At 63.7% G+C, this 19801-nt stretch carries 17 protein-coding genes; 9 read left to right on the top strand and 8 right to left on the bottom strand.

The window, feature by feature from the left end:
• Positions 1-1621 (bottom strand): DNA translocase FtsK 4TM domain-containing protein (locus ACLV74_RS24080; RefSeq protein ID WP_411881956.1); only part of this gene is annotated, 1621 nt, incomplete at its 3' end.
• Between the two features lie 93 nt (positions 1622-1714).
• On the bottom strand, positions 1715-2392 hold the full coding sequence (locus tag ACLV74_RS24075) for a Crp/Fnr family transcriptional regulator (protein WP_411881955.1): 678 nt from the start codon (positions 2390-2392) through the stop codon (positions 1715-1717).
• A 175-nt stretch (positions 2393-2567) separates the two neighbouring features.
• On the opposite strand from ACLV74_RS24075, the gene trxB reads away from it, so the two are divergent.
• The 3 genes from trxB to rpmG all read left to right on the top strand — a co-directional run bounded on the left by trxB (position 2568) and on the right by rpmG (position 4099).
• Positions 2568-3512, top strand: a complete 945-nt coding sequence (trxB, locus tag ACLV74_RS24070; protein WP_411881954.1) for a thioredoxin-disulfide reductase — start codon at positions 2568-2570, stop codon at positions 3510-3512.
• 174 nt (positions 3513-3686) lie between these two features.
• The gene (rpmB, locus tag ACLV74_RS24065; protein WP_411881953.1) at positions 3687-3920 is read left to right on the top strand and encodes a 50S ribosomal protein L28; all 234 of its coding nucleotides are present in this window, start codon (positions 3687-3689) and stop codon (positions 3918-3920) included.
• A gap of 11 nt (positions 3921-3931) precedes the next feature.
• Positions 3932-4099 carry a 50S ribosomal protein L33 gene (gene rpmG / locus ACLV74_RS24060; RefSeq protein ID WP_007863188.1) on the top strand — a complete coding sequence of 56 codons (168 nt, stop codon included), beginning with the start codon at positions 3932-3934 and terminating at the stop codon, positions 4097-4099.
• Between the two features lie 206 nt (positions 4100-4305).
• Here the strand turns inward: rpmG and ACLV74_RS24055 are convergent, their stop codons facing one another.
• Together ACLV74_RS24055 and ACLV74_RS24050 are read right to left on the bottom strand one after the other, a co-directional pair.
• On the bottom strand, positions 4306-5505 hold the full coding sequence (locus tag ACLV74_RS24055) for a fatty acid desaturase (RefSeq protein ID WP_411881952.1): 1200 nt from the start codon (positions 5503-5505) through the stop codon (positions 4306-4308).
• A 199-nt stretch (positions 5506-5704) separates the two neighbouring features.
• Positions 5705-6958, bottom strand: coding sequence for an RsmB/NOP family class I SAM-dependent RNA methyltransferase (locus tag ACLV74_RS24050; RefSeq protein WP_411881951.1), 1254 nt, complete (start codon positions 6956-6958; stop codon positions 5705-5707).
• A 67-nt stretch (positions 6959-7025) separates the two neighbouring features.
• Between ACLV74_RS24050 and ACLV74_RS24045 the strand changes: the two genes are divergently transcribed.
• Together ACLV74_RS24045 and ACLV74_RS24040 are read left to right on the top strand one after the other, a co-directional pair.
• A complete protein-coding gene (locus ACLV74_RS24045; protein WP_411881950.1) occupies positions 7026-7286 on the top strand; it encodes a DUF1653 domain-containing protein in 261 nt (86 codons plus the stop codon).
• A 25-nt stretch (positions 7287-7311) separates the two neighbouring features.
• Positions 7312-8928, top strand: coding sequence for a peptide chain release factor 3 (locus tag ACLV74_RS24040; protein WP_411881949.1), 1617 nt, complete (start codon positions 7312-7314; stop codon positions 8926-8928).
• Between the two features lie 88 nt (positions 8929-9016).
• Here ACLV74_RS24040 and ACLV74_RS24035 read toward each other — a convergent pair whose 3' ends face one another.
• From ACLV74_RS24035 to ACLV74_RS24025, 3 genes are all read right to left on the bottom strand, one after another.
• A complete protein-coding gene (locus ACLV74_RS24035) occupies positions 9017-10345 on the bottom strand; it encodes an esterase-like activity of phytase family protein (protein WP_411881958.1) in 1329 nt (442 codons plus the stop codon).
• A 262-nt stretch (positions 10346-10607) separates the two neighbouring features.
• Complete coding sequence (locus tag ACLV74_RS24030) at positions 10608-10850, bottom strand: hypothetical protein (protein WP_411881948.1); 243 nt, start codon at positions 10848-10850, stop codon at positions 10608-10610.
• A 13-nt stretch (positions 10851-10863) separates the two neighbouring features.
• Positions 10864-11916, bottom strand: a complete 1053-nt coding sequence (locus tag ACLV74_RS24025; RefSeq protein ID WP_411881947.1) for a 1-aminocyclopropane-1-carboxylate deaminase — start codon at positions 11914-11916, stop codon at positions 10864-10866.
• Positions 11917-12094: 178 nt separating this feature from the next.
• Here ACLV74_RS24025 and ACLV74_RS24020 point away from each other — a divergent pair, with 178 nt between their 5' ends.
• Together ACLV74_RS24020 and ACLV74_RS24015 are read left to right on the top strand one after the other, a co-directional pair.
• The gene (locus ACLV74_RS24020; protein WP_411881946.1) at positions 12095-12559 is read left to right on the top strand and encodes an Lrp/AsnC family transcriptional regulator; all 465 of its coding nucleotides are present in this window, start codon (positions 12095-12097) and stop codon (positions 12557-12559) included.
• A gap of 81 nt (positions 12560-12640) precedes the next feature.
• Positions 12641-14476 (top strand): 7TM diverse intracellular signaling domain-containing protein, encoded by a 1836-nt coding sequence (locus ACLV74_RS24015; RefSeq protein ID WP_411881945.1) that lies wholly within the window; start codon positions 12641-12643, stop codon positions 14474-14476.
• 9 nt (positions 14477-14485) lie between these two features.
• Here ACLV74_RS24015 and ACLV74_RS24010 read toward each other — a convergent pair whose 3' ends face one another.
• Positions 14486-14959, bottom strand: a complete 474-nt coding sequence (locus ACLV74_RS24010) for an Lrp/AsnC family transcriptional regulator (protein WP_411881957.1) — start codon at positions 14957-14959, stop codon at positions 14486-14488.
• 115 nt (positions 14960-15074) lie between these two features.
• Here ACLV74_RS24010 and mdeB point away from each other — a divergent pair, with 115 nt between their 5' ends.
• Complete coding sequence (gene mdeB, locus ACLV74_RS24005; RefSeq protein ID WP_411881944.1) at positions 15075-17732, top strand: alpha-ketoglutarate dehydrogenase; 2658 nt, start codon at positions 15075-15077, stop codon at positions 17730-17732.
• A 523-nt stretch (positions 17733-18255) separates the two neighbouring features.
• On the top strand, positions 18256-19801 hold a 1546-nt coding region (locus ACLV74_RS24000), incomplete at its 3' end, for a tetratricopeptide repeat protein (RefSeq protein ID WP_411881943.1).

Genomic DNA, 19801 nt, shown 5'->3' with positions numbered 1-19801 from the left:
AGAGGAATTCGCCCCTGGCCTTGGCTTCGTCGATCTTGGCGTTATAGCCGGCCAGGTTGCGCACGCCCAGCTTGCTCATGAGCTTGTAGCGCTTTTCCATTTCGGCCACGCACCAGTTCAGGCCGTGCGCGGCCTGGCGCATGTCGGTGACCACCGGGGCCAGCAGGTGCGGAATGCCTTCGTAGACGCTCATCTCCAGCATCTTGGGGTCTATCAGCAACAGGCGCACGTCGCGCGCGTCGGCCTTGTAGAGCAGGCTCAAAATCATGGCGTTGATGCCGACCGACTTGCCCGAACCGGTGGTACCGGCCACCAGGCAGTGCGGCATCTTGGCCAGGTCGGCCACCACGGCGGCTCCGCTGATGTCCTTTCCCAGGCCTATGGTCAGCAGCGACTTGGCCTCGTTGTAGACCTGCGAGCCCAGGATTTCGCTGAGCTTGATGGATTGGCGCTTGGCGTTGGGCAGCTCCAGCGCCATGTAGTTTTTGCCCGGAATGGTTTCGATCACGCGGATGGACACCAGGCTCAGCGCGCGGGCCAGGTCCTTGGCCAGGTTGACGACTTGCGAACCCTTGACGCCGGTGGCCGGTTCGATTTCATAACGCGTGATGACCGGGCCGGGCGCGGCGGCGACCACGCGCACCTCAACACCGAAATCCTTGAGCTTTTTCTCGATCAGGCGCGAGGTCATCTCCAGCGTCTCGGGGGCCACGGTCTCCTGGCGGCTCAATGCGCCGTCAAGCAGGTCGACCTGCGGCAGCTTGGAGTCGGGCATTTCGCTGAAGAGCGGTTTTTGCCGTTCCTTGGCGACGCGCTCGCTTTTGGGAATGTCGACCAGCACGGGCTCGATCAACACCGGCACCGGGTGGTGCTCCTCGATTTCGATGCGCTCGTCGATCAGCGTTTCCTCGCGCTCGCGGGCGGCCAGCTTGCCGAAAGCCAGGTCTTCGGCGATCTCGCGTTTTTCGCGGCGCGAATCGATCAGGTTGTCTATCCAGCTACCGACGCGCAGCGCCACATGGGCCCAAGAAAAACCGAACACCGCCGACACGGCAATCACGCCGAGCGCGATGAACACCAGGCCGGAGCCGGCAAAGCCCAGCCACTTTTCGCCCATCGCGCCAACCAGGTAGCCCAGCACCCCGCCGGCGTGGCCGGGCAGCTTGAATTCAAAGCGGTAGAGGCGCGACCATTCCAGCGCCGAGCAGGCAACCAGCAACAGAAGCAGGCTGAGCCAGAAACGGATGGGATGGGATTCACCGGGCGTCACCGGTTCGCCGCGCAGCCAGCGCGCCAGCGACCTCAGCCAGGCCTGGCCGCCGGCGGCCAGCGCCCACCAGACCGAAAAGCCGAGCAGGTAATAACTGGCGTCGGCCAGCCAGGCGCCAAGGCGCCCGCCCCAGTTGAGCGCCGCAACAGGAACGCCAGCCACAGCTTGCGCCGTGCCGGAGGTCGACCAGGCTGCGTCCTGCTGCGAATAGCTGAGCAAGGCGGCCAGCCAGAAAACCAGGCCGAGCAGGCCCAGTATCAGGCTGACTTCGTGGGCAAAGCGTTTGATGCCGCCGGGCGCGGCCGGGGCAGGGGAATTTCTGGAGTTCAGTGTGTCGAGTGAGTAAGTCATGGCCCGTCGCTAAGCTTACCGTAGTTGGGCAAAGGCTTTGAAGGGCGCCACGGGCGCCAAAACAGATGGCGGGCGAGCGGTCAGCGGGGAATGCTAACCCAGGGTGTGCAGGCGTTCTTTCACCAGGACGGAGCCGTCTTCCCGGGTTTCGATGAAGCCGCGCTCTTCCAGGTCTTTCATGACACGGCTGACCATTTCGCGCGAGGCGCCGACCATCTTGGCCAGGTCCTGGCGCGACACCTTGTCGCGGATCACCGTGTTGCCGGCGCCGTCGTCGCTGGCGAATTCCAGCAGGGCCCTGGCCACGCGGCCGTACACGTCCATCAGGGCCAGCGACTCGATCTGGCGGTCGGCGTGGCGCAGGCGCTGCACCAGGCCCTTGAGCACGGCGTAAGCCATGGAGCTGTTCTCGGGCAGGCAGCGCGCGAACTCAAGGCGGCCCAGGATCAGGGCGTCTGTCTGGATTTCGGCGCGCACCGTGGCCGAATGGGGTTCGTTGTCGATCAGGCTCATCTCGCCGACGTAGTCGCCGGGGTGCATGGTGGCCAGGATGACCTCGCGGCCGCGGGAGTCGGTGGTGACGACGCGGGCGCGGCCCGTCAGGATGATGGACAGGGCATTGGATTTTTTACCCTGCTCGACGATGGGCTCGCCGCGCTTGAAGCGGCGCTTGACCACCGTATCGGCGACCGACGCGGCCTGGGCGGCCGTCAATACGGAAAAAAGAGGCACCCGGCGAATCAATTCCAGGTTGGACACCATGGTCGTCATATCAGATATCTCCCAACCTCACAATCAACGGCAAGTCGCGTGAGTTCTTACAATGGCAGTTGAAATAAAAAAACCCGCTGCCGAAAAAGCACTGGCCGGCAGTTTTTACCTGACGCTGCGCTTATGCGGCATGACTCTACCTGAGTTCTTACACTTTCCCAATCAGTTTTTCAACATGAAACATTCCAGAGTCCTCATCCTCGGTTCAGGGCCCGCGGGCTATACCGCTGCCGTCTACGCGGCGCGCGCCAACCTCAACCCGGTGCTGATCACCGGCATCGCGCAAGGCGGCCAGCTCATGACCACCACGGACGTCGACAACTGGCCGGCCGACGTGCACGGCGTGCAGGGTCCGGACCTGATGCAGCGCTTCCTCGAACATGCGGAACGCTTCAAGACCGAAATTATTTTCGACCACATCAACAAGGTCGATTTCAGCAAGCGCCCCTTCACCCTGACCGGCGACAGCGGCACCTACACCTGCGATTCGCTGATCATCGCCACCGGCGCTTCCGCCAAATACCTGGGGCTGGAATCCGAAAGCGCCTTCATGGGCCGCGGCGTTTCCGGCTGCGCCACCTGTGACGGTTTCTTTTACCGGGGCCAGGAGGTCTGCGTGGTGGGCGGCGGCAACACCGCCGTGGAGGAAGCCCTGTACCTGTCCAACATCGCCAGCAAGGTCACGCTGGTGCACCGCCGCGACAAGTTCAAAGCCGAGGCCATCCTGATCGACAAGCTGCACGACAAGGTCGCCGCAGGCAAGATCGAACTGAAGCTGCACCACACGCTGGACCAGGTGCTCGGCGACGCTTCGGGCGTAACCGGCGTGCGGCTCAAAAGCGCCCAGAACGGCGCGACCCAGGACCTCACGCTCAAAGGCTGCTTCATCGCCATCGGCCACCAGCCCAACACCGACATCTTTGCCGGCCAGCTGGACATGAAAGACGGCTACATCATCACCAAAACCGGCTTGCAAGGCTTTGCCACCATGACCAGCGTGCCGGGCGTCTTCGCCGCCGGCGACGTGCAGGACCACGTCTACCGCCAGGCTATCACCAGCGCCGGAACCGGCTGCATGGCCGCGCTGGACGCCCAGCGTTTCCTGGAGCAGGCAGAGTAAGCCAAAAATCCCTTATAATTCAAGGCTTTGCTAAATTCGCCCTCTAATTCCGATAAGAGGGCCGGGTTTGGCAGTCTCGGGTTACCGCCACCCTATTCTGGCGAGGTGAGGCGGGAATGACGACAGGCAGCAAATGCCTTGCGACATGACTGCTGTAAAAATACTGGAGTGCACATGGCACGCGTATGTGAAGTAACGGGCAAAGGCCCAATGGTCGGGAACAATGTTTCCCACGCCAACAACAAAACCAAGCGCCGGTTCCTCGTGAACCTGCAATACCGCCGCTTCTGGGTCGAGACCGAAAACCGCTGGATCCGCCTGCGCGTTTCGAGCGCTGCACTGCGCCTGATCGACAAGAAGGGTATTGATACCGTGCTCGCAGACCTGCGCGCACGCGGCCAAGCTTAAGGAGCACCATCATGGCAAAAGGCGCACGCGAAAAAATCAAGCTGGAATCCACCGCCGGCACCGGTCACTTCTACACGACCACCAAGAACAAGAAAACCACGCCCGACAAGATGCTGATCATGAAGTTTGATCCCAAAGCACGCAAGCACGTGGAATACAAGGAAATCAAGCTGAAGTAATTCAGCTGTTCCTTCAAAAAACCCGCCCTGACCCGGCGGGTTTTTTTATGGACTGCCAGCTTTCCTCTTTGTCTTTTCGGCACCATTGCGCGCTCGTGCCGTGGATATCGAAATTCAGAAGCCCAAACAAAACCGCCCCCGTGAATCAACACGGGGGCGGCTTTGAGGAGTTGATACACCGGCTTTTGAGCCGGCGGACATGCTAGTCAGCTACGCGCGGCGCGCAGCTTCATGGAGAACTCGCGCAGGGCGGCAATACCGCTTTCTTCCGCGCGGTGGCACCAGGCCTGCAGGTCGGTCGCCAGCTGTTCGCGGGAGGCCGAGGTGCTCATCCACATCTGGCGCAACTCTTCGCGCATGGTGACCATTTTGTCGAGCACAGGGTGCTCGGCGCGGGCCTGGGCCAGCTGCGGCTTGGCGGCCGCCGGCACCTTGTCGTCGTCGCGATGCAGCCAGCGGTTGGCAGCGCGCAGCACGGAAACGTCGGCTTTTTTGGCCTTCAGTACTTCGATTTCGGCCTTGCCGGCGCGGCGCAGTTCGCGCGCAAAACCAGCCATCACTTCGTAGCGGTGGGCGATGAGCGCTTCCAGCGTTTTCTCGTCGGCCACAGGCTGGATGGAACCCAGTTGCAGCTTGGGCGGAACCTTCTTCACGGAAGCCAGGCCGACCTTTTCGAGGGCGCGGATGTAAATCCAGCCGATGTCGAATTCATAGGGCTTGACCGAGAATTTGGCCGACGTCGGATAGGTGTGGTGGTTGTTGTGCAGCTCTTCGCCACCAATCATGATGCCCCAGGGCGAAATGTTGGTGCTGGCATCCGGCGCCTCGAAGTTGCGGTAGCCCCAGTAGTGGCCGATGCCGTTGATGATGCCGGCCGCGGTCACGGGAATCCATGCCATCTGGACAGCCCAGACCGCGAGGCCCGCCACGCCGAAGAAGGCCAGGTCGATGATCATCATCAGGCCCACGCCTTGCCAGCTGTAGCGGGTGTACAGGTTGCGTTCCACCCAGTCGTTCGGCGTGCCATGGCCGTACTTGGTCATGGTTTCCTTGTTCTTGCTTTCAGCGCGGTAGAGTTCGGCACCCTTCCAGAACACGGTCTTGATACCGTGAGCCTGGGGGCTGTGCGGGTCTTCGAGGGTTTCGCATTTGGCGTGGTGCTTGCGGTGAATGGACACCCATTCCTTGGTCACCTGGCCCGTGCCCAGCCAGAGCCAGAAACGGAAGAAATGCGAGGGGATTGCGTGCAGGTCCATGGCGCGGTGCGCCTGGTGGCGGTGCAGGTAAATCGTCACGCTGGCAATGGTGATGTGGGTGGTCACCAGGGTGTACAGCACGATCTGCCACCAGCTGGCGGCGAGCAATCCATTAGCCAGCCAGTCGAGGGCGGCATCAAAAAAGATCATAAAAGTCCTTTAAACAATCTGCACCAGTCGCCTATCCAAATCTGTCTCCAGGCGCTGCACCAGACAACACATTATTGTAAGGCGATACCCCGTAAATACCAAGCCGCTTGGGGAGCAAGGTGAAGGGTCAATTCAGTGCGAAAAATCACGAATAAATATGTAACCGTCGCTTATCTGCCGTCATTTGCTGACAAAAATATCAGGACTTTTGCCATACTGTGGCGAAAAACCCGTCTGTCTGGTGCAGGTAAGGCCAGAGGCGCAGATAGGGTCCACGGCAAAGTTTTTCCGCATGTTCCACCCCCAGATGGGTCAACAAAGGCCCGGTTTCAAGGAGGTTGAACTCTTTATTGGCCGCGCTGAAAGCTTCGGCGATGGCTTCGTTTTCTTCTCGCAGAACGCTGCAAGTGGCATAAACCAGCCGGCCACCGGGCTTTAACAGCCTTGCGGCGCTCTGCAAAATAGCGGTTTGCTTGGCTGTGAGCTCCTCAATGGCCTTGGGGCTTTGCCGCCATTTGAGGTCGGGATTGCGCCGCAAAGTGCCCAGGCCCGAGCACGGCGCATCGACCAGCACGCGGTCGATCTTGCCGGCCAGGCGCTTGATGCGGTCGTCCCGCTCATGGGCAATCGCCACCGGGTGCACATTCGACAAACCGCTGCGCGCCAGCCGGGGTTTGAGCGCATCCAGCCTGTGGCCGGAGGTGTCGAAGGCGTAAAGCCGGCCGGTGTTGCGCATGGACGCGCCCAGGGCCAGCGTCTTGCCGCCGGCGCCGGCGCAAAAATCGACCACCATTTCGCCGCGCTTGGCGTCGACCAGCAGGGCCAGCAATTGCGAGCCCTCGTCCTGCACTTCAATGGCGCCGCGCGTGAAGGTGTCCAGCTTGGCCAGCTGGGGTTTGCCGTCTATGCGCAAGCCCCAGGGCGAAAAAGGCGTGGCCACGGTTTTGATGCCGGCTTTCGCGAGCTCTTTCTGGACCTCGGCGCGCTTGTCCTTGAGCGTGTTGACGCGCAAATCCAGCCCGGCAGGCGCATTGAGGCTTTCGACCAGCGGCCAGAAGTCCTCGCCAAGTTGTTCCTTGAGCGGATCGACCAGCCATTGCGGCAGGTTGTGGCGGTGCAATTCCATCAGGTCCGTCGGCTTGACCTGGTCGCAGCGGGACAGCCAGTCTTTCTCCTGGTCAGTCAGCGCGCCCAGCAAAAAGTCACGGTCGGCCGCAAAGCCGAGGATGGCCAGGCGCCGCTCCGGCGGGCCGCTGCCGTGCTGGGCCAGGTAGGTAAAGAGGTTTTTCTTGCGCAGCACGCCGTAAATGGTTTCGGCCACGGTGGCGCGCTCGCGCGGGCCGAGCCGGTAGTCGCGGAAATAGCGCGACACCACCATGTCGGCGGGGTGATCAAATTTGAGGACCTGCTTGAGAAGCTCGGAACAACTGTCGAGTAAGGCTTTAGGATGCATAGCCCCCATTGTCCCACTCCGGTCTGGCCGCAGCCTTTTTAAAGCCCCTTCACCGCCCCCCATCGATATGTCCGAAACCCCTGCAGACGCACTGCCACCCCTGATCGAAACCCCGCCAGGGTTGTACCGCCACTACAAAGGCATGCTGTATGAGGTGGTGGGCACCGTGCGCCACAGCGAAAGCCTGGAACCCATGACGCTGTACCGCGCGCTCTACGGTGAAAAAGGCCTGTGGGTTAGGCCCGCCGCCATGTTCAATGAAGATGTGGTGATTGACGGCGTAAAACAGCCGCGTTTCGCGCTGCAACCCGGCCCGCCGCCCATATAAGCGCCGTCACCGATAATCGTGGGTTATGTCCGAATCCACCGAAATTGAAAAACAGGTCAAACGCCGCCGCACGTTTGCCATCATCTCCCACCCCGACGCGGGTAAAACCACGCTGACCGAAAAACTGCTGCTGTTCTCGGGCGCGATCCAGATCGCCGGCAGCGTCAAGGCGCGCAAGGCCGCGCGCCACGCCACCTCCGACTGGATGGAGATCGAAAAGCAGCGCGGCATCTCGGTCGCCAGCTCGGTCATGCAGATGGAATACCGCGACTGCGTCATCAACCTGCTGGATACCCCGGGCCACCAGGATTTCTCGGAAGACACCTACCGTGTGCTGACCGCCGTGGATGCCGCGCTGATGGTGATCGACGCAGCCAACGGCGTCGAGCCGCAGACGCGCCGCCTGTTGCAGGTCTGCCGCGCGCGCAACACGCCCATCCTGACCTTCGTCAACAAGATGGACCGCGAAGTGCAGGACCCGATGAGCGTGATGGACGAGATCGAACGCGAACTCGGCATGACGGTCATTCCCTTCACCTGGCCGGTCGGCATGGGCAAGCTCTTTCACGGCGTTTACGACAGACGCGAGGACCGCATGCGCGTCTTCAGCCCCGGCGAGGAAAAAGCCGGCGGCGACGATGAAATCCTCGCAGGACTGGACAACGCCGAAGCCGCCAAACGCTTCGGCGCCGAATACACGCAGGCCCAGGGCGAGATCGAACTGGTGGCCGGCGCCACGCCCGAGTTCGACCGTGCCGAATTTTTGGCCGGCCGGCAGACGCCCATGTTCTTCGGCTCGGCCATCAACAACTTCGGCGTGCAGGAAGTGCTGGACGCGCTGGTCGACCTGGCGCCCGCGCCTTCCGACCGCGAAGCCATCCAGCGCGTGGTGCACCCCGAGGAGAAAAAATTCTCCGGCGTGGTATTCAAGATCCAGGCCAATATGGACCCGGCCCACCGCGACCGCATCGCCTTCCTGCGCGTGGCCAGCGGCGAGTTCACCCGAGGCATGCGCCTGAAGGTGGTGCGCAGCGGCAAGGAACTGCGGCCCAACACGGTGGTGAGTTTCATGAGCCAGCGCCGCGAGCTGCTGGACACCGCCTTTGCCGGCGACATCATCGGCATCCCCAACCACGGCGTGCTGCAGCTGGGCGACACGCTGACCGAAGGCGAGGCATTGCAATTCACCGGCTTGCCCTTTTTCGCGCCGGAAATGTTCCGCGCCGTCGAGGTGGCCGACCCGCTGCGCAGCAAGCAGCTGCGCGCCGGCCTCACGCAGCTCGGCGAAGAAGGCGCGATCCAGGTGTTCCGGCCTATTGCCGGCTCCTTGCTGCTGCTGGGCGCGGTCGGCCAACTGCAGTTTGAAGTGGTCGCTCACCGCCTCGAGCATGAATACGGCGTCAAGGCCCGCATCATGCCCAGCAATTTCAACCTGGCGCGCTGGGTCACCTCCGAAGACCCGAACGAGCTGAAGAAGTTCATGGATGCCAACGCCCACCGCGTGGCGCTGGACGCCGTCGATGCGCCCACCCTGCTGGTGGACCACAGCGCCACCCTGCGCGCCGTGGAGCAGCAATGGCCCAAGATCAAATTCCACGCGCTGCGCGAGCACGCCGGCCTGGTGTTCCAGTCCAAGATGTAAGCGGCGTCTCTAGCCCCATCCAGACGCAAAACGGGCGTCAGAAGCTATCCCATGGATAGTTTCTGACGCCCGTAATTCTTTGTGCCGATTATTTGGCGTTCAGAAGCTCGCCGACTTCCAGCAGAACCAGTTCGTTGTCGTCGGCCTTATTCGGCTCGCGGCTGGTGGAAAACGGCAGGTTGTTGTCGTTGCCGACCACGATGTGCGTCGCATCCACCACGTCCACGTTTTCAATCGTGAAGAAGGGGAACTTGAGCACGCCTTCGTTCAGCGGCTTGCGCGCCAGCTTGTTCGGGTCGGCAATGTTGAGCAGGTCGATGTAGCCGATCTTGCGCACCGGGCCGCCCACGTTGGCGTCCGTCATTTCAATCTTGTAGACGCGCTTGAACTTCGCGATATCGTGGAAGCAGTCGGTGCGCTTCTGGCCTTCGGGGCAGGCCTTGTCGGCCGTGCCTTCGCCGTTGTCGCGCTCAATAATCAGGCCCGTGGTGCCGTCGATCATGTTGAAGTCGCCGATGGCATTGCCGTTGGCCTCCAGCGGGTACATCCATGAGCGGCCGCTCCACTTGCCGGCCTGCACGTCGAACTCCAGCACGCGCAGGGCTTCCTTGCCGGCCACACGCTCATAGTCTTTCGCCTCGGCATTCCACACCGGGCCTTCGAGCAGGGCGTAGAGCTTGCTGCCGTCCTTCGACGAGGCCATGCCTTCAAAGCCCTTGGAGCGCTTGACCTGGAAGTCGACCGCGCCGCCGGGTACACCCGGCGTGGTCACGGCGGGGTGGTCGGGCGAGCGCACGACCTTGCCGTCCACCAGGGTCTCGAACACCGCCAGCACCTTGCCCTTGAGGTCGGCCTTGATCAGGTAGGGGCCGAACTCGTCGCCTATCCACAGTGCGCCGCCGGCGAACTGGAAGCTCTCGGTGTCGAAGTCGCTGCCCGTCAGGTAGCGCTTCTTCGTGCCCTCATGGACCACGCGAAACGGCACCTTCTTGTCCGGGTCATGCAGGAAAACCGTTTCCAGCTTTTTCATGCTGCCGGCCTTGAAGTCCACCTTGTAGTGGTTCAGGTAGAGCATGGCGTCGGGCGAGTTGGCCTTGGCGCCAAAGCCGTTGTCCGTGAGGATCCAGAAAGTGCCGTCGGCCATCTTCTTGATGCCCGAATGGCCTTGCAGCGGCTGGCCCTTGAAGGGCAGCGACACGCCGGTGGGGCGGCCGGCGGACAGGCCTTCCACCGTGCCCAGCGCTTCGGTGCGCTGGCCGTTGGTGAACTTGCCGCTGACCTGCAGGTCTTGCGGCGCATCCTTGGGCGCGGCGACGAAAGACTTGGCGGGCATCACGACGTGGCCGGCCAGGGTGGCCGGGAAGACGGTGGCGGTTTGCGCTTGAACGGTCAATGGGCAAGCCAGCACAGCCAGCATCAGGGAAGAAAGAAGGCCGGCGCGGCCCATGGGCGATCGGCCGGTGCTGCCGGCCAGGTCAAATGAAAACATGTGTCATCCGTGGTTGAAGGAAGACGCATGGTCGCCAGCCGATGTGACGTCGCGATGACATGGGACCGTGAAGCCCCGTCACCGCCCATCGGCAAAAGCTGCGGAAAACCCCTGAGCTCTCAGGCCTCCCGCAACGAAGGCCGGCCCTCGCCGGGATTTTTTCATGGCCGCCGCACAGGCGTTCTCCCCGTCAAATGCATGACAGATCCAGCCACTGCGACAGTGCATCGGGGGCGCCGAGGCATCCTGCCAGCACGGCCGCCGGCGGCTCGCCCAGCCGGAGCAGCAGCACCAGGGTGTGCACGTCCGGGTCGTCCATGGCCGCTTTCAGCGCGCCCGGCCGGCCGTTTTGCGCGGCCGCCCGCACCAGGGCCTGCAGACCGGCGCTGAAGTCCGGGCCTAATGCAACAGGCGGCACAGCATGTGTGGACATCGCCACCAAGCCGTCAGCCGTTGCGGAACAGAAAACTGTAGGCATTGAGCGCCGGTACGCCGCCCAAATGCGCGTACAGCACACGTGAGCCGGCCGGGAACTCGCCGAGTCGCACCTTTTCGATCATGCCGTGCATCGACTTGCCTTCGTACACCGGGTCGGTCAGCATGCCTTCCTGCCGGGCGCACAGGCGAATCGCGTCCAGCGTGCCTTCGCTGGGCAGGCCGTACTCGGGGCCACCGTAGCGCGTGTCCAGCACGACGTCTTTCTCAGTAATGGCGCGATCCAGTTCCACAAGCCCGGCCGTGTTCTGCGCGATGCGCAAGATCTGCGCGGCGGTTTGTGCAGGCTTGGCGGAGGCGTCGATTCCGATCACACGATCAGCGCGGCCATCGGCCGCAAAGCCCACCACCATGCCGGCCTGCGTGCTGCCCGTGACCGAGCAGACCACGATGTAGTCGAACTGGAAGCCGAGTTCGGCCTCCTGTGCGCGTACCTCCTCGGCAAAGCCGACAAAGCCCAGGCCGCCATGGGGATGCTCCGAGCAGCCCGCGGGAATCGGGAACGGCTTGCCGCCCGCTTTGCGCACGTCGTCCATGGCCTGCTCCCAGCTGGGGCGTATGCCGATGTCGAAGCCGGCCGCGTCCAGCCGCACGTCGGCGCCCAGGATGCGCGACATCTCGATGTTGCCCACACGGTCGTACACCGCGTCGGAATAGTTGACCCAGTTCTCCTGCACCAGCACGCATTTCATGCCCAGGTGCGCGGCCACCGCCGCCACCTGCCGCGTCTGGTTGGACTGGATGCCGCCTATGGACACCAGTGTGTCGCAGCCCTGCGCCAGCGCTTCGGGAATCAGGTATTCCAGCTTGCGCGTCTTGTTGCCGCCGAAGGCCAGGCCGCTGTTGCAGTCCTCGCGCTTGGCATACAGCTCGACCTTGCCGCCCAGGTGGGCGCTCAGGCGCTTGAGCGGCTGGATGGGCGTGGGGCCGAAAGTCAGCGAATGCCGGGGGAATTTCTGGAGCTGGAGCGGGTATTGAAGGGGGTGCTGGAGGGCGGTGGACATGGAAGGTTCCGGTTGAAGGTGAAAGATCGAAGCTGCCGTGGACCAAATCGTAGCCAGGCACTTCCGCAATGGGTTGCGTACTCCATCAGCTCAATAACCAAAAACATCTTTACTCCATTCAATCTTGGAATAAATTCTGCATATTTCATTTTTTACACAATATTTGTAGAATCCCCCAATGGAACCCACCCTTGACCGCATCGACCGCAAGCTCCTGAAATTGCTGCAACAGGACGCGTCCCTGCCCAACATCGAACTGGCGGAAAAAACCAGCCTCAGCCCGCCCGCCTGCTCGCGGCGCGTGGCCAAGCTCAGGGAAACAGGCCTGATCCGCAAGACGGTGGCGCTGGTGAACCCGCGCGCGCTGGGCTACAACGGGCTGGTCATCATTGGCGTGGTGCTGGACCGCTCCACCACCGATTCCTTCGCCGCGTTTGAAAAAGCCGTTGCCGGCCTTACCGGTTGCCTGGAAGTGCAACTGGTCACCGGCGAGTTCGATTACTTCGTGAAACTGCGCATCCAGAGCATCGACTCCTTCAACGAACTGCATGCGGCGCAGCTGATAGGCCTGCCGGGCGTGCGGCAGATCCGCACCTTTGTCTGCCTCAAGGAGGTGTTCGAGACGACGGTGATTCCGGTTTAAGCGCCTGTCCACGGAATAAATTGCCTGAATTGGTGCGCGGCTGGCCGCAGGCGCGCCGCCCTTTTGCCATAAGCTATCCCCATGCCCCTCAAAGCAAGCCTGCACGGCCTCTTTTTCATGCTGCTCTGCGCCTTTTTTGGCGCAAGCCATGCGCAGGTGTTCGACCGTCTGTATGAATACAGCCCCAGTGTCACGCTGGCCCAGCCGCTGCAATGGATAGCGGTTCCCAAGGACTCCGTCAGTTCGCCAGACGCCTTCAGCACCGCCGAATTCGCCGCCGCCAAGCGGAGTTTCCAGCCCTATACCGACGACACCATTCTTCCCACCTCCGACAAGCAGGAAGTCTGGGCCAGCTTCGCCCTGCCGGCCACCGAGAACCTGCAGACCTGGTACATCCGGTTGCCGGGCCAGGCCTTCTTCAAGGTCGGCCTTTACGCGCGCGACGCGCAGGGCAACTGGCAGGCCCAGTTCGCCGGCGAAGCCATCGCGCCCGCCTACTGGGCCTTGCGCACACGTGTGCCGAGCTTTGAGTTGCAATCGCACGCCGACCAGCCGCAGACCTACTACCTGCGCTTCGAGCACCGCCGGCCCATCACAGAGCGGCCCATGCTGCTCACGCCCATCGAGTACATCGACGGCGCCTCGCGGGTCGGCGTGGTGATAGGCCTGATGTGGGGCATGTTCAGCGTGCTGGCCATGCTGTGCCTGGCCGCGTTCGGCATGGCGCGCAACAAGGTGTTCCTGTGGTTCGGCGCCGTGGTGGTCACCTTGATGTTCACGCAGCTGGTGCTGATCGGCTACGGCGGCTGGCGCATCTGGCCCTACAGCGTGCACCTCAACCAGGTCATGGGCTGGGTCTCCTCCACCGTGTCCATGGCCGCCGGCGCCTGGTTCTGCGCCCAGGCCGCCTATGCACGCGACGGCCACCCGCGCATCTACCGGCTGCTGGCCGCTGTCACGGCCGGCAGCCTGCTCATGGCCTGCGTGATGATGGTGCAGCTGGACTTTGTTCCGCGCGACCTGCGCAACCTGTGGCTGGCGTTTTCCACCCTGGCCATCATGGGCAGCCTGCTCTGGATGTCGCTGCGCGGCCAGACGTGGAACCTCCTTTTGTTGCTGGGCGCGGCGCCCATCGGGCTGGCCGCGCTGGCGCGGCTTTCCTACAACGCGGGCTGGGTATTGAACGTCGAATCGGCCCAGGCCGCGGGCGTGCTGTCGGCCATGGTCGGCCTGCTCTGGGTGTTCGGGGTGCTTGCATGGCGCAGCCGGGCCGCGCTGTTCTCCAATCACCGCGGCGCCGCGCTGGCCACCTACGACGCGGCCAGCGGCCTGATGCTTCCCCGCATCATCGAAGCCAGGCTGCCGCAAACACTGCTGCGCGGGCGGCGGCAGAGGTCGGCCTGCGGCGTGCTGATGCTGCACTGGCTCCACCAGGGCCCCAGCCATGACGAGCCGGGCGACCAGAAGCGCGGCGCCGCGCTGTCGCGCATCGGTGAAATCCTGCGCGGGGCCGCGCGCGACGTGGACACCGTGGCGCGCTGTGACGAAAACCATTTCATGATGCTGGTCGAAGGCCCCGTCAGCCGCGCCGCGCTTTCCGAAGTGGCCACCAAAATCCTGGCGGACTGCATACGCGCCTCCGAAAAACTCGGCGACGCGAGCGCTTTCTCCCTGAACATCGCCATCTGGCATGACACGCCGCGCGAGCAGACCGCCGCGGATGTGGTCGATGCGCTGAAAATCCGCCTGCACCACATGGCATCCGGCACCAAACGGCCCGTGCAGTTTGTCGATTCCCCGCTGGAGCCCGGCAGCGGCGTAGCCGAGGGCGGCAGCCGGCGCGAAGACCTGCTGGCCAAGATCAATGCGATTGAAAGCTCGCATCCACCGTTGGCCAGCGAGCGCGGCTTGCGCTGAAAGCCCGGGTCAGCGCACGGCCAGCGGCAGCGGCAGGGCCGTCTTGTACCTGACCTGCTTGAGCGCAAAGCTCGAGCGGATTTTCTCTATGCCGGAAATCGGCGACAGCTGCTCCAGGATGAATTTTTCCAGCGCGCCTATGTCGGCCACCGCCACGCGGATCAGGTAGTCGCTGTCGCCCGACATCAAATAACACTCCATCACCTGGTCGTGCTCGGCGATGCGCCGTTCAAAGTCGGCCAGCGACTCCTTGCTTTGCGTGCGCAGGCTGATCGAGATAAACACATTGAGGCCCAAACCCAGCGCCGCCGCGTTGGCGATCGCCACATAACGGTCAATGACACCGCCCGCCTCCAGCGCCTTCACACGCGCCAGGCACGGCGACGGGCTCAGGTGCACGCGGCGCGACAACTCGACGTTGGACAGTGAACCGTCGCGCTGCAATTCGTCGAGGATCTTTAAATCAAGGTTATCGAGGTCCATCATATTTTTAATCTGTGAAATGCCATTTTTGCAGCATTTTGTGCTTTTGAATCCCCTGAAAACCCGATATTGAGGCAACACCTTTTGGGCAAAGCTGCGTACAGTCGTTTCTGCCATGAATGATTCCACCTCCCACCATTTGCTGATGCAGGCTGCAACGCCGGCCGATCCCGACCCGCAGGAAACCGCCGAATGGCGTGAGGCCTTTGAGGCACTGGCCCTCACCCACGGCCCGGCCCGCGCGCGGCACATGCTCAACGAACTGAGCCGCGTCGCCCGCAAGCAGCGCATAGGCTGGCAGCCCGAACTGGCCACGCCTTATATGAACACCATCGCCGTCGACGAACAGCCGGTGTTCCCCGGCGACCTCGCGATGGAAGAGCGCCTGGCTTCGCTGATGCGCTGGAATGCCCTGGCCATGGTGGTGCGCGCCAACCAGGCCGAGACCGGCGGCTCGGCCGAACTCGGCGGCCACATCGCCAGCTACGCCAGCGCGGCCGACCTGTTTGAAACCGGCTTCAACCACTTCTTCCGCGCGCGCGAAGGCGTGGGGGAAGGCCAGCACCGCGGCGACCTGGTGTTCTTCCAGCCCCACAGCGCGCCCGGCGTGTATGCGCGCGCCTACCTCGAAGGCCGCCTCGGCGAAAAAGACCTGGGCTTTTACCGCCAGGAACTCAGCGCACCCGGCCAGGGCGCGCAAGGCCTGTGCAGCTACCCGCATCCTTACCTGATGCCGGACTTCTGGCAGTTCCCGACCGGCTCCATGGGCATAGGCCCCATCAGTTCCATTTACCACGCGCGCTTCATGCGCTACCTCACGCACCGGCGTTTGCTTGACTGCACAGGCCGCAAGGTCTGGGGTGTGTTCGGCGACGGCGAGATGGACGAGCCCGAATCCATGAGCGCCCTGACCCTGGCCGCGCGCGAAGGCCTGGACAACATGGTCTGGGTCGTCAACTGCAACCTGCAGCGCCTGGACGGCCCGGTGCGCGGCAACGGCCGCATCATCGACGAGCTTGAAAAACTGTTTGCCGGCGCCGGCTGGAACGTCATCAAGCTGGTCTGGGGCAGCGACTGGGACGGCCTCTTCGCGCGCGACCTGACCGGCGCGCTGACGCAGGCTTTTGCGCAAACAGTGGACGGCCAGATGCAGACCTTTGCCGCGAAAGACGGGCGCTTCAACCGCGACAACTTCTTCGGCCAGAACGCCGAACTCGCGCGCCTGGCCCAGGGCATGACGGACGAGCAGATAGACCGCCTCAAGCGCGGCGGCCACGACCTCGTGAAAATCCACGCCGCCTACGCAGCAGCCGCCAACCACCAGGGCCAGCCAACCGTGATCCTGGCGCACACCAAAAAAGGCTACGGCATGGGCAGCGCCGGCCAGGGCCGCATGACCACGCATTCGCAGAAAAAATTCGACGGCGAAGACCTCATCGAATTCCGCAACCGCTTCAACCTGCCGCTCTCCGACGAGCAGGCCAGGAACCTGGCCTTCTACAAACCCGCCGCCGACAGCGCCGAGATGCAGTACATGCACGCCAGGCGCGCGGCGCTGGGCGGCTACCTGCCGCGCCGCGAAACGGCGGCCGACGTCGTGGACATTCCGGCCCTGCCCTCCTACGCCCAGTTCGCGCTGGCCGCCGACGGCAAGGAAATGAGCACCACCATGGCCTTTGTGCGCATGCTGGGCGGCCTGCTCAAAGATGCTGGACTGGGCCCCAAGATCGTGCCCATCGTCGCCGACGAGGCCCGCACCTTCGGCATGGCCAACCTGTTCAAGCAGGTCGGCATTTATTCCAGCGTGGGCCAGCGTTATGCGCCCGAAGACATCGGCTCGGTGCTGAGCTACCGCGAAGCGCTCGACGGCCAGATATTGGAAGAAGGCATCAGCGAAGCCGGCGCGCTGGCCAGCTGGACGGCCGCCGCCACCAGCTACAGCGTGCACGGCCTGGCCATGCTGCCCTTCTATATCTACTACTCCATGTTCGGCTTCCAGCGCGTGGGCGACCAGATCTGGGCCGCCGCCGACCAGCGCGCGCGCGGCTTCCTGCTGGGCGCCACCTCAGGCCGCACCACCCTGGGCGGCGAAGGCCTGCAGCACCAGGACGGCACCAGCCACCTGATCGCCGCCACCATCCCGAACTGCAAGGCCTACGACCCGGCCTTCGCCGGCGAACTCGCCGTGATCCTGGACCGCGGCATGCGGGAAATGATGGCCGAGCAGAAAGACGTTTTCTATTACGTCACGCTGATGAACGAGAACTACGCCCAGCCCGACCTGCGGCCGGGCGCCGAGGCCGACATCATCCGCGGCTGCTACCGCTTCGACAGCTTCGTACCCGAAGGCGGTAAAGCGAGTGCTGAAGTGACCCTGATGGGCTCGGGCGCCATCCTCACCGAAGTCATCAAGGCCGCGCGGCAACTCGCGCAGCAAGGCATCGCCGCCACCGTCTACAGCGTCACCAGCTGGAGCGAACTCGCACGCGACGGCGCGGCCTGCCAGCGCGATGCGCTCGAAGGCAAAGCGCATGCCGGCGCCTTCGTCGCTCAACAGCTGCAATCCAGCACCGGCCCCATTGTCGCCGCCACCGACTACGTGCGCGCCGTGCCCGAAAGCATCCGCGCCTTCCTGCCCGAAGGCCGGCGCTACCTGACCCTGGGCACCGACGGCTTCGGCCGCAGCGACACACGCGCCGCGTTGCGTGAGTTTTTCAGCGTCGATGCCGACAGCATCGTGAAAGCCGCGCTGCACCTGCTCAAGCAGGCCTGAGCGGCATGACAACGCCGGGCGGGCCTTGGTCCGCCCAGGCGCGCCGGGCACCTTGCCGGCACGCCGCCGGTTGAAGCAGCGGCCCGCTGCGCGCGCATCAAGCACCCGCGCTCACACCAATTCGAAACACCGGCCCCCAGCGGGATGCCGGCGGCGCTGCGCTGCGCCTGGTCTTGCAACGCCCACAGCGCGTCGCTGTTGCATTCAGCCGACGTCAGCGGGCTGCGCCACTGGCAAATCCCCAAGGGAAAACACTGAGTTCATCAACACTCAGCGCGCCCAAAAAAAAGAATCACACAAAGATTGTCTGCACGAAGACTATCTTGCGCCACTGCCGTGGAGGCGCTCAGTAAGCTCCACAACATCCTGTATCGCGAACCACGCTCCTCACCGTTTTCCTTCTCTACCGCAACATGAATCGCACCCTCGCCGCGTCCCGCCAGATGGAGACTCTCCACACCGCCATGCCGGGCACGGCCGGTTCAAAGGCCGCCGGCAAAACCACTCCCGCAGGTTCCCGCGCATGATCACCGGCAACATCAGCAGCTACAGCCACGGCGCCGCCATCGAGCTCCAGTACTCGGCCGCCATGGTGGCTGTCCTGATGTTGTCCCGCCGCCGGCCCGCCCGCACCGAAGCCGGCACCCGCGCATCCTTCCAGAGCGAGGTCCCCGGCCTCACCCTTCTGACACACCGCTCCCGCCAACTTATCCGCATGGTGCTTCTCGCACTGATAGGTTGCACGCTGCCCTGCGGCGCCGTCACCCTGGGCGACGCCACCTTGCTTTCCGGCCCCGCGCAAGCGCTGCGCGTGGAGATTGAGCTGGCATCCGAACTCCAGCCCGGCCTGCAGGTCAGGCTTGCCTCCGAACAGGCATTCCGCGAAAACGGCCTGGCCTATCCGGCATGGCTGGGCAATGCGCGAATCTCGCTGTTGCAGGCGCAGGGATCGCGCAGGCGCGCCGCGCTGCTGCTGCAAGCCACGCAAGCGCCGCAGGCGCAACTGGTTGAACTGGTGCTGGAATTTTCCTGGCCCACAGGCAGTTCCCAACAACCTTATGTATTGCTGCTGGATGACTCAAGCCTTTCCCGGGACCCCACGCCTCCCATCGCCGTCCCCGCCCCCGTGGTGGTAGCCGAACTCACAGAATCCCCCGTCGCCGCGCAAACACAAGCGGAAGCCCCGGAGCCCATCGTCGAAAGCATCAAGCCCCCACCGGCAGTCAAACCAAAAGCGATTCCGGGAGCGCGGCCCGAAGCGATGCGTCCACCCGTCAAAAAACGCGCGCATGCGGGGACCATTTCAACGCGCCGCTCCGCCGCCGCCGCCGGGCCCAAACAAGACCGCTTGCGGCTCGCAAAAGCCAAATCAGACCAGGCCGACCGCATCGCGCAGGAGCGCCGCGACGCCGACCAGCAGGCGCGCATGCAGGAACTGGAACACAACGCACGGCAAATGCGCGAGCTGGCAGATCAGGTCGCGGCCGCCGCGCCGCAAGCCACGGCATCTGCCGCAGCATCCGCACCCGCGCCAGCCCCGCTCATCCCCTTGGCCGTCGCGCCGGCACCCAAAACCGCAAGCCTGCCGGCAAAGCCGATCACCCGCACCGACCAGCGCCCATCCGTCTGGCCCTGGGTGCTCGCGGGGCTTACCGTACCGCTGTTCATCGTCTGGGCCCTGCGTTTCTGGCTGGCCCGGCGTCGCGCTGAGTTCACCGACAGCGTGGGCGCGGCGGGCTCGGTCTTTGAACTCAGCCCGGCCGAAGCCGAGCGCGCCTACACCGACTACATGCAGCAACGGCAAGCGCCGGTGCACGCGGAGGCATCCCCGCTGGAAGACGCCCGCGCCCTGTTTGTCGTCGGCCGCTTCACCGACGCACAACAGCTGCTGGACACCGTGCTTCGCGAAAATCCCCGCAACCATGAGGCCTGGTTCCTCCAGGCGCGGGTGCTGCGCGCTCAGGGCGACAGCGCCGGCCTCGCGCGGCGCATGCCCCTGATCAAAAAGCTGACCGGCGAAACCGGCGAACTCTGGGACCGCGTGCTGATGCTGGGCCAGGAGCTGGACC

This window comes from Polaromonas sp. YR568, assembly GCF_943369415.1.
Lineage (GTDB): Bacteria > Pseudomonadota > Gammaproteobacteria > Burkholderiales > Burkholderiaceae_C > Polaromonas.
Note: the sequence above shows the minus strand (reverse complement) of the source record. Positions and strands in the feature narration are given on the sequence as shown.